Annotated in this window: 12 protein-coding genes and 1 pseudogene; 5 read left to right on the top strand and 8 right to left on the bottom strand. The window is 53.1% G+C overall.

Annotation, left to right across the window (positions count from 1 at the left end; genetic code table 11):
* The 5 genes from ACTWLJ_RS07080 to ACTWLJ_RS07060 all read right to left on the bottom strand — a co-directional run bounded on the left by ACTWLJ_RS07080 (window position 1) and on the right by ACTWLJ_RS07060 (window position 6536).
* Entirely contained in the window at window positions 1-828 is an 828-nt protein-coding gene (locus tag ACTWLJ_RS07080) for a phosphoadenosine phosphosulfate reductase family protein (RefSeq protein ID WP_445180354.1), read from the bottom strand.
* Complete coding sequence (locus ACTWLJ_RS07075; protein ID WP_445180353.1) at window positions 806-4264, bottom strand: hypothetical protein; 3459 nt, start codon at window positions 4262-4264, stop codon at window positions 806-808. The genes ACTWLJ_RS07080 and ACTWLJ_RS07075 overlap by 23 nt, the downstream gene beginning before the upstream one ends.
* Window positions 4257-5162 carry a DUF4007 family protein gene (locus tag ACTWLJ_RS07070; protein WP_445180352.1) on the bottom strand — a complete coding sequence of 302 codons (906 nt, stop codon included), beginning with the start codon at window positions 5160-5162 and terminating at the stop codon, window positions 4257-4259. Before ACTWLJ_RS07070 ends, ACTWLJ_RS07075 begins: the two co-directional genes overlap by 8 nt.
* 489 nt (window positions 5163-5651) lie before the next feature.
* Window positions 5652-6329 (bottom strand): Sir2 family NAD-dependent protein deacetylase, encoded by a 678-nt coding sequence (locus tag ACTWLJ_RS07065; protein ID WP_445180351.1) that lies wholly within the window; start codon window positions 6327-6329, stop codon window positions 5652-5654.
* Window positions 6330-6392: 63 nt separating this feature from the next.
* Window positions 6393-6536 carry an antitoxin Xre/MbcA/ParS toxin-binding domain-containing protein gene (locus ACTWLJ_RS07060; protein ID WP_445181330.1) on the bottom strand — a complete coding sequence of 48 codons (144 nt, stop codon included), beginning with the start codon at window positions 6534-6536 and terminating at the stop codon, window positions 6393-6395.
* A 408-nt stretch (window positions 6537-6944) separates the two neighbouring features.
* Between ACTWLJ_RS07060 and ACTWLJ_RS07055 the strand changes: the two genes are divergently transcribed.
* From ACTWLJ_RS07055 to ACTWLJ_RS07045, 3 genes are all read left to right on the top strand, one after another.
* Complete coding sequence (locus tag ACTWLJ_RS07055; protein ID WP_445181449.1) at window positions 6945-7181, top strand: hypothetical protein; 237 nt, start codon at window positions 6945-6947, stop codon at window positions 7179-7181.
* Window positions 7135-7383 carry an antitoxin Xre/MbcA/ParS toxin-binding domain-containing protein gene (locus ACTWLJ_RS07050; protein WP_445180350.1) on the top strand — a complete coding sequence of 83 codons (249 nt, stop codon included), beginning with the start codon at window positions 7135-7137 and terminating at the stop codon, window positions 7381-7383. Before ACTWLJ_RS07055 ends, ACTWLJ_RS07050 begins: the two co-directional genes overlap by 47 nt.
* A gap of 278 nt (window positions 7384-7661) precedes the next feature.
* Complete coding sequence (locus ACTWLJ_RS07045; RefSeq protein ID WP_445180349.1) at window positions 7662-8744, top strand: hypothetical protein; 1083 nt, start codon at window positions 7662-7664, stop codon at window positions 8742-8744.
* Between the two features lie 567 nt (window positions 8745-9311).
* On the opposite strand, the gene ACTWLJ_RS07040 is transcribed toward ACTWLJ_RS07045, so the two are convergent.
* Window positions 9312-9500 (bottom strand): AbrB/MazE/SpoVT family DNA-binding domain-containing protein, encoded by a 189-nt coding sequence (locus ACTWLJ_RS07040; RefSeq protein WP_445180348.1) that lies wholly within the window; start codon window positions 9498-9500, stop codon window positions 9312-9314.
* 238 nt (window positions 9501-9738) lie between these two features.
* Window positions 9739-9836: pseudogene (locus ACTWLJ_RS07035) on the bottom strand (transposase domain-containing protein); the annotation flags it as partial.
* A gap of 44 nt (window positions 9837-9880) precedes the next feature.
* Here ACTWLJ_RS07035 and ACTWLJ_RS07030 point away from each other — a divergent pair.
* Together ACTWLJ_RS07030 and ACTWLJ_RS07025 are read left to right on the top strand one after the other, a co-directional pair.
* On the top strand, window positions 9881-10156 hold the full coding sequence (locus ACTWLJ_RS07030; RefSeq protein ID WP_445180347.1) for a hypothetical protein: 276 nt from the start codon (window positions 9881-9883) through the stop codon (window positions 10154-10156).
* Window positions 10125-11287 (top strand): IS3 family transposase gene (locus ACTWLJ_RS07025; protein WP_445180346.1). Its coding sequence is split into 2 segments (ribosomal slippage): window positions 10125-10380 and window positions 10380-11287, totalling 1164 coding nucleotides; the frame shifts between segments, so codons are not numbered across the junction. Before ACTWLJ_RS07030 ends, ACTWLJ_RS07025 begins: the two co-directional genes overlap by 32 nt.
* 160 nt (window positions 11288-11447) lie before the next feature.
* Here ACTWLJ_RS07025 and glmS read toward each other — a convergent pair.
* Window positions 11448-13280 (bottom strand): glutamine--fructose-6-phosphate transaminase (isomerizing), encoded by a 1833-nt coding sequence (glmS, locus tag ACTWLJ_RS07020; RefSeq protein WP_445180345.1) that lies wholly within the window; start codon window positions 13278-13280, stop codon window positions 11448-11450.

Genomic DNA, 13280 nt, shown 5'->3' with positions numbered 1-13280 from the left:
TCACACCTGACAGATTAAACATCCTTGATCATCGTCTTCTTCCGGGGTGTCGGTCGAATCGAGCTCTGAAAATACAGCTATCAATGTGGAATTATCTTTTCTTTGGGCCATACGCTCCACACGTAAAGCGTGATCACGTATTATCTGAGCCATACGCTCCGGTTGTTCAAGCTCTGAAAGGCTTTCACCTTGACTCCAAGTAAAGAAGTTACCTGTCTTTTCGAATGGTACTTCATACTCTTTAGCTTTCTCATACAAATCGGGATGTGTTTCTTTTAACTTTACCCATTCAATTTTTTGCTGATAGAAGCAGAAGTAGCATCCAGAGCGAGTTCTTCCCCACTTTGTGTAGGGGGGCATCCCAACCCCAGAAACTCGAAGAATTTCTTCAATATCGCGCAGGATCAACCCGTCTTCCTGGAACGGATAAACAGCTTCGATATTTGTCTTATGGCTGATGTACCCCGTGCGATTTTCATCAGCACGGAGCCCAACATAATTGATTATTGGTTGGTCGCCGCAAAAGTCCTCAAAAGGCTTAAGCTTGAGCATTTTCGTGCACCAACGACGATGATTGGAGGGAATCATCCCTCCATACATGTCATACCAGTGGTCGAAACCGAGGTCAGCATTCAAACGATGCAACGGCTTCCCGAGGTAATTTTCCAGGCGCTGCAAATAGTCATAAGTCTCGGGCAGCTCTTTACCGGTATCGCTGAAGATGTACTCCATTTCGGGCACACGATCTCGCATGTAAATCGCTAACGCTGCGCTGTCCTTGCCCCCTGAAAGGCTAAGGATGTGTCTAACCCGCGGTTCGTTGCTCATCGCTTAGCTCATTCTCATCGTGTTCAGTGGAGCCCTGCTGCAATTGCAGCAACGCTTGAGCAAGGGCTGACGCGGCCAAATTCAAATTGCCGCCCACTTGCTTAGTGAGAGTCTCTAGCAGGCTATTGGCCATGATCTTGGTCTCATGATCAGAGGTCAATAGCATCGCTGCCTCTTCGCCACTGGGGAGAGTCAAAGTCACCCCGACGAAGCGTTGCGCTTGACGCTCAAACTCGCCTTTACGCATAGCGACCCTAAGCCAGCGCTTGTAGCGCCCGCATAGCTCAAGGACGGACTCCGCAAATATCGGAGCGTCACTGTCTTTCCAGATATCTAAGGGTCTATGAACTACAACACTCGCAATGGAATCCATCCACTTGTCGTCAGTCAGGGTGATGTCCGAACAGCGCATGATGAAGGCTTTAAGATCTACCTCGGCAAGAGACTGCGCGGTATCGGCGCACTCTTCCTGGAGCTGCGATCGAAGGGCCTTCAGAGGGCCTGTGATCTCAAAAGCCTGCGCCATGGAAAAGCTAACCTCGTCCTGCAACCGTCGGTATGCCATACCAAGCTCAGTGAGGCTTTTAGCCAGCAGATCGGGGAAGCTACTAGCGTCCTTCCCCTTCCCAGCCATCACCACGCGCGGCATATCAACGGCGAGCAACGAAACCGGGTCGGTTGCTCTTTTGATTACGTCGCGAAGGGCTTTGGTTTGGTTTGTAAGTCGCAGTGTCTCTTGCGAATATTGCGGGAGACGCCCGTACCAGCGGATCAGCTCCCGCGCAGCATCCAGGTAAGATGCGTTCAACCCCAACTGCACACCTACCGTTCCAAATGCCTTTGCATAATCTTTGATCAGGTCTTTGCGCTCTGCTGCAATGTCGAAGCGGCGGAAGCTAAAGGTGTGAGGGCTCCTGAACATCCGTTGCTGATGATCGGAGGTCAACTCCAGTATCAGACTTCCTCGTTCGAAAATCGCGCACGATTCCTTGTTAACAAGAAGGTAAACCATGAACCACACGCTGGCCGGCCCATTTCGGACCCCTAGCGGCGGTAGTGCCAGACTGGAAATGACCTCAGCAAAAGTGACCTGCCCGTCAATCATCAGTTGCTTATCAAGCTCCGCCCAAACTTTACGTATGCCGGCAGGAGAATTACCGTCCGGTGCCGTTAACAGCCAACGGCCGCCAGCCCCTTTACGATGCAGTCCAGTGGATTGAAGCAGAGAGCTGTAGAGCAATCGTTCGGGTGGGAAGTCGACGATACCTAGCAGCTCTGAATCAACCTTTTTATCCAGCAGGTCAAATAGACGCTGCCGAGCTGCATTGATTGCAGATGAAGGCTTCTCTTTGTTGATCAATTCGTTATTGATCGCCGGAGCCGCCTCGTAAACCTTATCGAACAGCCAAGAGGCGGCTTGACTAAGGTTCATTGCTCCGCTATCGGCGATCACCTTTCCTTTATGCCAATACTGCATACCGGACGACCCTTTTGCTTGCCGGTTCAGCAATGCCAAGACCAGTCGGCTAACACGCTCACGTGCCGTGCTGAACCTCGACTCGACATAGCGCTCAGTCCAGGGATCCAAATGACTAAGCTTGACCTGGTCATGAACCATCAACCAGCGGGAGTATTCAATGAGAGCATTACGCTCATCCGGACCGACTTTGACAATTGCGGTAAGCGATAAAACGTCGTCAGTAGAGCGAGCTACCTCTTCAGCAGCACCGACTAAAGCAGACGATTCGGCGTCTGCAAATATCAGCCCCACACTGCCATCATGGCGACCATGATTACCGATGGACTGCGCAATTCTATCCGACGTGCCTGCAGTCACTCTTACCGAGCGGATTGTTCCTGTCTGCTGATAATGACGACTTGCAATAACGCTTCTTTCAGATAGGGCCTGTGAAACGCCATTGAACATCAGTTCATCAGCCGAGCGCTGCATCGTATCCTCGTATAAAGCCTCGACGTTGATAGCGTGACTGACGGCAAAACCATAATCATGACTCGCAGGACGATGTACTAGGATTCTTTTGGCAGTTAGCTCACTCAAAGCTTCAGAGATAGCTCCAAGGTCTTCCCCCATAGCAAATCTAAGGAGCTCAACGCTCAACACCACATGGAGGACTTGAGCGACCAGCTCGATGACGGCAATCGACTTGAGTAATTCAAGCTGTAACGCCGTCATCTCCGCGTCATTACGCTCTACGACAGAGCGAGCGAAATCCCAGCGTCGTTCAGCTTCAAGATCACGGAAGCGAAGCCCTATCCCTGTCGTGAGGTAGTCAAAAAGCTCGCTCATTCCATACCAAGAAGAATGATCGACGATATTATGCTCCGCGAAGTCTCTCAGTGCTCCGGACTCATATCCACGCATGAATGCATGAAATGAACGCTCGCTCTGACCAAATCGCTTAGATATGACCGCTAAGCAAGCCAGAGCTGCTGGGTGCAATGGGTACAGGCGCTCTGCCTGAGAGAACAGCTCACTCTCACCAGTTCCGCGGAAAAAGTTGAAATCAATTGCTTGCTTGTAGATGCTCCGGGCATCTTTTTTCAGGGCAACCGACTCAGTAATGGTTCCATCCGCGCCTAGGGCATGAAGAGCGAAATGCGCATACCGCTCGACCGGCTCATCAAAAGGCACTTCATCGAAGCGTGCTGAGACCTTATGCCACTCATCGGAAAGCGTCCGACCTACACCTGTGGCATAAGCATCAAAGTGCTGGTGCAGCATTGATATGACTAGTAGACCATCGTCCGTAGGATGAGATGCGACCTCAGCGATTTGCTGCAGAGACATCAAATCGCCGGCTTCCGGATTTAGAGCTGCGTACTCGATGAATTTGCCAAGCTCGTCAATCAGCAATAGGACACCGGAACATCCAGCACCTTTGGTGATTAGAACAAAGTCATTCAGCAATCTACTCGTCGCTGCGTTAAGGGGTACGTCACGATAGGTCTGAGCTTTCGTATCCAACTGGCGCTTAAGCTCAGTAGCCAGCTTGCTTTTTGGCAGGTGCTCAAGCGCTTCAAGAATAGACTGTGCTAACGCGTCACCCAACGATACGCGCGAACCGCTTATTGCCAGTGCAAAGCGATTTTGCTCTTGGGGGAAAAGCTCAGCGACTTCTGTAGAGGCCTCAATGAGCTGTTTGTAAATTGCATGAGAGCTCTTTTGCCCTTCTAACAAACGTGCGAGCAGCAACCCTAGCGCCGACTTACCACTGCCGTAGGGCCCAATGAGTTTCCAGGCGCGTTGTGCGCTACCCGACTTCAACGCGCCGCCAATCTGACGAAGCACTGCCAAGACAGCAGGAGTGATCAGATAACTATCGAGCGAATCTTGTGACCGCAAATCCCTAGTCAGCGAAATGGAGCGCAGGAATTTGGAGTCCAGCTCAAGGTGATCTATCAGTCGATCAGACATTCGATTCTTCTCCCAGACCCAGCAAGCAATCAGCCCAAGCGGGCGCTAAAGTTGTATCCAGAATAATTTGCTGGGTATCAGCGGTATCAATAAATCGCACAACGCCACCAAACTCTTTTTCTACACCTTCTATCAAGCTACTCACTTGAAAGTTATCCAACCTGAAAACGCTACCGGGACTGAATTCACCATGAACAATCTTGGTGAGACTGAGAGAGTTGGTATTTTGACGTTCGAAGTAATCAATCAAGGAAAAAAGGAAAACTCTTGGAGACAGACCTAAGGGCGCATTTCTACCTACTAGGTAAACAGTTCTGCCGTCGTCGGCAGTGACCTCTTCAAAAAGTCCCAAATCTTGCAGTGGACACCACGAGGTATCATCACCTGCAGACTCTTCCCGCTTGTACGAATGCAGGAAAATGCTTGAATGCTGCTCAAGTGTGGAGTCCGCCAGCTTTTTGTTACTAGCGGATGCCTGATTCTCGAGACCCGCGATGAGTGTCTTTCGATCAAAACGGGAATACGTTGCGCTCCCGAAGACCAAATTCCAAACTGCAATCTCCGCGTGAGATGAAATCCACCAGTGAAGCAGCCAAAGCGACTCCGGCTGTTCGAGGAAAGGGTCCCAACCATCTTTCGAAAGCAGCAAGCTTCCAATCGGACCGGATTGCAGGCCAGAAGAATCGCGGCCGTCGACTATCCCGAAAGCCTCACCCCAAAATTGAATCGACTTGACCATGTTGCGGCCAATGCCCAATGTAATAGTCGCCTGAGCTTCATCTTTCAGCGCAAGGGGATTGCTGATAATTGCTTGATGTAGCTTTGGCAGCCATCCGTAACGGCAAACGAAGGACTCATGTCCCGAGAAGCGCTCATCTCGTCGTTGAATGCTCGACATCAACCTTTCCTCCCTGGGGCCAATTTCTCCGAAGCAGCTTGGTCGTTGCTCTGAGCTGCTGGCTCGATAATGATGCGTTTCGTGGCGGCATCAAAGTAAATATCTACTTGGTCGCCTTCGTGTAGGCCGGCATTCCTCAGCAATTGCTCGCTAAGCGAAACGCGCCCCAGCTTCTGGATCCTGCGGGTGTCAAACAAAACCTTCATCCTACTTACCCCAAGCCTCGTGGCAGGCTTTATCAATACTCGTAGGATACTTTATTGGGGGACCTAACACAGGGGGGAGCGCCGCCTAAAGATGCTCATTTTCCCTGTCTTTTGTCAGTTAGACTAATCTCGTCCTCAGGCTTGGGACCATGGTCACCGATCTCTGACATAGCTGCAGGTCACGCGGTCGACGCCCGTCTAATCGCCATTGCACCGTCCCCAGTAGCGATATAAAAGGAGGTTTCTGTGAGCTGTGATTGTGAGGTTCAGCTGCAGCGATCTCTCAATGCGGCAACGGGTGAGTCGATCCAATAAGCGAAACGAGGGCAGGGATTTGCTCTGCTGCACGTCCTATCAGGCAAAACACCCGGTTGCTCTGAAGGGCAACTGGTGCAGGGTTGACGTGCACGACGTAAGCGCCAGACTGCCAGGCTGCGGCCGGCAGATCTTCTCCGAACCACACTACACCAGGGCGGAGTTTGCCTTTACAGCGTGGGCAGCGAGGTGGTTCGATCTTCAAGCCCTCACTGGCGATCGGATTTTCGAAGGATTGGTCCGCGGGTATTCGATGGCAAGCAAAGCATTTGGGCTGCGCAAGGCTTCCATGCAGATGGATTACATCCGTTGACCCGGCGCGCTCATGAAGGTCGTCGATGTTTTGGGTGACCACCGTGACCTGTCGGGTCTTGGCCAAATGCACTATGGCCAGATGTGCGGCATTCGGTTCCGCTCGCGCGACTTGGGCACGCCGCCACAGATACCATCCCCAAACCAGCGCTGCGTCCGCGCGGAACGCGTTTGCGGTTTCAAGCTTCTCCGGATCATGGTGGGCCCAGATTCCTGTCAGCGGGTCGCGAAAAGTAGGTATACCGCTCTCCGCCGAGATACCGGCGCCGGTGAACACCACGATTCGCTTTGCACCCCCGATCAGTGTGGCTATGGCTTCGATCGTGCTGGTCATTTCCCCTCCCGCCAACGACAGCATCTGGCGAAGCCAATAACGGACGGCTTCCGACGGTTTTCATTACACGCCATATTCGATGCGACACAGATAATCTCTGACCAACCGATAGCCATGTTCATCAGAGGCAACGCTGCAGGGCGGTCGGTAAATCAAGTCGCAGGCGGGTTTGTTCAACCAATTCACGGCGAGATAGCGGCTGCCGATAATCTTGGCAGTGTCCGCTCCAGGTATTGCGAGGTTGCGGACACGCTCATGGCGATTGACCAGTAGCCAAGCGTGGGTTGTGCGCTTGAGTTCATTATTGCCACCTGCGAGTTGCGACGTTCTGCATATTCAGCATACAACGGTGCATGTCATCAGCGCAGTGCATCCGGTCGCCCGGGGAAGGATCGATGCGGCAGAATCTAAAGGTAGCTTGGGCCCGTAGATGAGTTGCTCGTTGGCCTGAGGATACCTACGATCTAGAGCAACGCTCCGGCGTCGTGCGTGACCTAACAGTGCCGAGGCTGACAAGTTTGGCCCAGCGATTGAGCGAGACTAAACTCTACAGGGCCAGCTCTCAGGTATATCCCGATCAGGCGCTGGTAGAAGTAAAAGTCTTCAGGAGAGTGCATGAGTACTTTAACCATAAGCGCTGAAAGGGATGCCGCCTACCGGGCCCGCTTGTGCAGGCTTCTACAGATTCCGGAGCAACCTGATGATCAAATGATTCACAAGCTCATTGAGGCTGGGTTTCCAGCTGTCACCTTACAGGCGCTCGTCGACACGTGCGCCTTGAGCCAGGAGGCATGCAAGCAGCAGAATGCTTCGTCTTCGGGTACTGCGCCTTCAACGTTTGACAGCAAGTGAGAGCTACCGCCTGTATCGTGTTGCACCCGTGACTGCTATCGCCGAAGTGGTTTTCGGGAACCGTCAGAAGACTTACCGCTGGTTGAACAAACCCAAAAAGCGCCTGTTGGGCAGCAGCCCTGTTGGACTGTTTTCCACTCTGATTGGCAGGCGAATTGTCGAAGATATGCTGATACAGTTGAATGAAGGATTGGCGCTCTAGTTTCGCTGGTGGCAGAAGCCTGTGTACACCCCATAAAAGGGAGACTTGTGAGAACGGCCTCGATATTGATACGGGCCAAGTCTATAAAGGGGCGCCGTATGCTCTTTCAAAAAACCCAAGATGACATATAGGTTTGATACTCTGAATTCAGGGCATTGATGAGTTTTTCCGCCTGCGATGATCAAGTGCCTCTATGCGTATCTTTAATCACCCTGATGCGGTGCACGCTTAGACACGGCGCTCCCCCGGTCCATTTTTAAACAAAAAGGTCAGCTTTAATGAGTCTTGATGCGTTCAGAAATCCAACACGTAGTCAGCATTACGTTTCGCAAGCGGAACAGCGACTGAACTCCTGCTCAGCAGATCCTAAGTCAAAAAATCCGGAAATCTATCGATTTTCTGTGATTGACAGAAAAGACCTTACAGTTCGCCTAGATGGAAAAAAGCGGATAGGTGGAACTCTCGAGTTTCAGGATCTGTTCACGCTGGTACGAATTGGCGACAAGGAAAGGTTGAATTTTGAACACTTATTCAGTCGCTACGAAGGCCCATATCCTGAACAAGTAGACGGTTTGCTTGAGCTGATCGACGACGCCAGATCACGCGCGGATACTCGTGAAACCCTCGATTTGATAAAGGTCGAGGGTTTCGATTTCGCGAAATTTCTCGGTTACGTCAAATTCATCTATACCTATAAGACGATGAATTGGCTGAGAAATCCTCATAAAATTAGGGAGGTGCTGAAGAATTTCACGCCTTTTCTGGATCACTCACTTGATAAGCCTGGTGCATTTGCGTTGTACCTAGCGCTAACTGAAAAAAATTCTTCTGAAGAAACATATATATGTAAAACCTATGGCGTTTCCTCTGGCGAGTATAAGCAGTGGATTCGACTGTTACTGCTATTTCTGTACACAGAAGACGGTAAAGCGTCAAACTTAGATGGATTTGTGGAAGAGTTCTTCGTTGCGAAAGAATTCTCTACAACTTTCCTTGTAAACGTATTTGACGAGCGATGCGCGCTACTTACAGACACTGGAGTGGTCAAGCACTCTACTGAACACGGTCCAGCAACCTATATGAACGTGTCAAAAAACTGCGTGATCGCAATTCAGCATACGTTCGTTGAGGGCGAGTATTTGGATAGGCTGATGGGCGCGCGTGCTGGAGATCTGGTTTTCCGAGAGCAGCTCAAGGCTAAAATAGCCACCACGGTGAACGCCGTTCTCAATGTCAACAATTATGGGATCCTTCAGGGCTATAACCAAATTTGCGTCAAGGCTGCTGCGCTAGCGGTCTTTTGCGCGACTCCGGACATCCACGGCGTGAAGGTCCTGAAAACCGAAAAGAGTGAGAAGTAGGGTTCTACATGTCGACAGATCACTGAGGCTATGCGATCCGGGGGAAGCTACCCAGCCAAACTGTGAGGGGGGGCAGAAGCACCGTGTCGCCATAGCCCGGGGACTGGCGATAGATCCGGAAGTGATTTCTTTGATGAGCCGACCTCAGCGCTCCATCCCGAGTTACGAGATGAGGTTCTGAAAGTCATGCGCGAACTGGCAGACGCTGGCATGACAATGACTAGCAGCCACCCACGAACCGCGCTTCGCCAGTGAAGCGGCTAACCAAGTGGTGCTCATGGAGAATGGCGTGATTACCGAGGACAGATAAAAGGAAGCGTTTTTCAGCGATGATAGCGGAGAGAGGATTCAGCAGTTCCTGTATTGCTACTAATCGAGACATTGGGTACAGCCAGGCAAACTAAACGTATACAAAAAAATCTTACATCAGCTGATTTATACCAATATATCCAACGCGCTATAAATTATAGTCAGCAGGATATATTCGGATATTTCCTTGCCATGAACGAGCAGCCCATGGTCGACATCGACCGGAGGCTGGACTGACTGCATCGGGTCGAATACGCTTTAGGATATGGTATTTGCATCGCGAATACTTTTGAGCACTATCGCGCCGTTAGCCAACTCGATGCTCAGCAAATCACCGGGCCCCACGTTCATGGCTGCAAGGACCTCTGGGGGGAGATCAATGATGACGTCCCCGCTTCCGTCGCCTGGGTCTTGGCACTTTACAGTCGTCCGTACTGATTCAGTCATTGGACACTCCCTCCTAACTTGGCTGATGCACTGAATCGATATCCTACCTCCGTGGATACCCGTGTCTACCGTTGTTACATATAGATCAAAAGCGGCTTATCGCCCCCAATCCGCAACGCCACTTCCGAGCGTCGCTCAGCGCCCGTTCGAAAGCTCTCAGCAGACCAGCACTTAGCGCGCTCAGCGTCCCGCTTGCGGCGCAGCAAGGCAAAGGTGTCATGTCGCAATTGGTCACGGATTCGGAAACTCCACTCGCCTGCTGCGTCAGCAGCCGCGTGAGGACACCTTCAAATAGGCATATGGATCATGGCCGTTGAACCGCGCGCACTGGATCAAACAGGTAGAATTAGGCTAGCTAAATACCATCCACAGGAAATCACATGAACACAGAATTGACTGAGGAAGAGATGCGCCTAGCGCTCTTCGGTAACCCCGCGCCAGCAGAACAAATTAGTGCCACTCCGGTAGAAGCGCCCCAGTCGGATATCGCACTCGCTCAACCAGTGAGCATGCATCAGAAGAAAAAGGTCGCTAAGGCGTTCACACCCCGTCTGAAGGTGTGTAGTGGTCTAATGAAACCGGACACCCATTTAGGCGAGAATGCTCGCCAGATCGAGGTGTCAGATGACCAAACAACGCCGTTCCTTTTCTGCTGAATTCAAACGCGAGGCTGCCGACCTCGTGCTCAAGCAAAACTACAGCTACATCGAAGCCAGCCGTTCACTCGGCGTCGGCGAGTCTGCACTGCGCCGCTGGGTTGATCAGGTCCAGCAGGAACGTCAAGGCGTCACTCCGCAGAGCAAAGCATTGACCCCGGAACAGCAGAAAATCCAAGAGCTGGAAGCCCGGATCGCCCGCCTTGAACGGGAAAAATCGATATTAAAAAAGGCTACCGCGCTCTTGATGTCGGAAGATCACGAGCGTACGCGCTGATCAATCAGCTGAGCGTCCATGAGCCGATTGATTGGCTGTGCAAGGTGTTTGAAGTCCCCCGTTCGTGCTACTACGCCCAGCGCCTTAGGCGCCGCACGCCAGATGTCAAACGGCTTCGGTTGCGCAGCCGGGTGAGCGCGTTGTTCACGCAAAGTCGCAGTGCTGCGGGCAGCCGCAGCATCCTGTCGCTGATGCGTGACGACGGTGAGCAGCTCGGTCGGTTCAAAGTGCGCAGCCTGATGCGCGAGCTTGACCTCGTCAGTAAACAGCCCGGATCACATGCCTATAAACGAGCGACCGTTGAACGGTTGGATATCCCGTACATCTTGAATCGGGAGTTCAATGTTCCAGCACCCAACCAGGTGTGGTGCGGCGACATCACCTACATCTGGGCCCAGGGGAAATGGCATTACCTGGCTGTTGTGCTGGATCTCTGCACACGCCGGGTAGTGGGCTGGGCGTTGTCGGAAAAGCCGGACGCCGATCTGGTTATCAAGGCGCTGGATATGGCGTACGAGCAACGAGGAAGACCTCAGGGCCTGCTGTTTCACTCGGATCAAGGGTCGCAGTATGCGAGTCGTTTATTTCGCCAGCGGCTATGGCGTTATCGCATGCGCCAGAGCATGAGTCGCCGGGGGAATTGCTGGGACAACGCGCCAATGGAGCGCGTATTCCGCAGCTTGAAAACGGAATGGATACCGACCACGGGCTATAGAACGGCTCAAGAAGCCCAGCGAGATATCAGTCACTTCTTGATGCATCGGTACAACTGGGTTCGACCCCATCAATTCAACGGTGGGCTGGCGCCAGCTCGGGCCGAAGAAAAATTTAACGTCGTGTCCGGGATTAGTTGACCACTACAGAAGTGACAGTGGCGAGGTAGATAATGAGCCGTTATTCCTGAACCTGCCACTACCCCGGCAAAGGCGCCGGGATAGAGCCTTGTGACACACTTTAACGATTTGTGACAACCTTTATTCTTTGGAAACATTTGATTGAGCTGCTGTGGATAACTTATTCCACAGTCACCGACTTCGCCAGGTTACGCGGCTGATCAACGTCAGTGCCCTTGAGCACAGCGACGTAATACGACAGCAGTTGTAGCGGGATGGTGTAGAGGATCGGCGAGAGGATGTCGTGGATGTGCGGCATCTGCACCACATAAGTGCCTTCGCCATTGGTCATCCCAGCCTTTTCGTCAGCGAAGACGATCAACTGGCCGCCACGGGCGCGGACTTCCTGCAGGTTGGATTTCAGCTTTTCCAGCAGTTCGTTGTTCGGCGCCACGGTGACCACCGGCATGTCGTTATCCACAAGCGCCAGCGGGCCGTGCTTCAGTTCACCGGCCGGGTAGGCTTCGGCGTGGATGTAGGAAATCTCTTTGAGTTTCAGAGCACCTTCCATCGCCACCGGGTATTGCGCGCCGCGACCGAGGAACAGCGTGTGGTTTTTGTCGGCGAACAACTCGGCGATTTTTTCCACGGTACTGTCCATCGCCAGCGCCTCACCGAGACGGGTTGGCAGGCGGCGCAGTTCTTCGACCAGACGGGCTTCTACGCCCTTCGCCAGAGTGCCACGCACTTGACCCAGCGACAGAGTCAGCAACAACAGGCCAACCAATTGCGTAGTGAACGCTTTGGTCGAAGCGACGCCGATTTCACGACCGGCCTGAGTCAACAGGGTCAGATCGGATTCACGTACCAGCGAGCTGATACCGACGTTGCAGATCGCCAGGCTGGCGAGGAAGCCTAGCTCCTTCGCGTTGCGCAATGCGGCCAGGGTGTCGGCGGTTTCGCCGGACTGCGAAATGGTCACGAACAGGGTGTCCGGCTGCACCACCACTTTGCGGTAGCGGAATTCGCTGGCGACCTCGACCTGGCACGGAATCCCCGCCAGTTCTTCGAGCCAGTAACGCGCAACCATGCCGGCGTGATAGCTGGTGCCACAGGCGACGATCTGCACGTTGCGCACTTTGGCGAACAGTTCAGCCGCTTGTGGACCGAATGCCTGGACCAATACCTGATCCGCGCTCAGACGACCTTCCAGAGTGCGCTGCACTACGGATGGCTGCTCGTGGATTTCCTTGAGCATGTAGTGACGGAATTCGCCCTTGTCTGCGGCTTCGGCACCGTCGCTGTACTGCACGGTGGCGCGCTCGACCGGGTTGCCGTTCACGTCCCAGATTTGCACGCTATCGCGGCGAATTTCGGCGATATCGCCTTCTTCCAGGTACATGAAGCGGTCAGTGACCTGACGCAATGCCAACTGATCGGAGGCGAGGAAGTTTTCCCCAAGGCCCAGACCGATCACCAGCGGGCTACCGCTGCGCGCAGCGACCAGTCGGTCCGGCTGCTGCGCGTTGACCACCGCCAGACCATAGGCGCCATGCAGTTCCTTGACCGTAGCTTTCAGGGCGGTGGTCAGGTCAGGCTGGTCCTTGAGCTTGTGCGCCAGCAGGTGGGCGATGACTTCGGTGTCAGTATCCGAAGTGAACACATAACCCAGCGCCTTGAGTTGCTCACGCAGGGCTTCGTGGTTTTCGATGATGCCGTTGTGAACCACCGCGATGTCGCCGGAGAAATGCGGGTGGGCGTTGCGCTCGCACGGTGCGCCATGGGTCGCCCAACGGGTGTGAGCAATACCGAGACGGCCAATCAGTGGCTGTTCGGCCAGCGCTGCTTCGAGCTCGCTGACTTTGCCCGGACGACGCATGCGCTCAAGCTTTTCGTCGTTGGTGAAGACCGCGACACCCGCACTGTCATAGCCACGATATTCCAGGCGCTTGAGGCCTTCGAGCAGGATGGCGGTGATATTACGTTCTGCAACTGCGCCGACAATTCCACACAT

Source organism: Pseudomonas sp. McL0111 (genome assembly GCF_052567255.1).
Note: the sequence above shows the minus strand (reverse complement) of the source record. Positions and strands in the feature narration are given on the sequence as shown.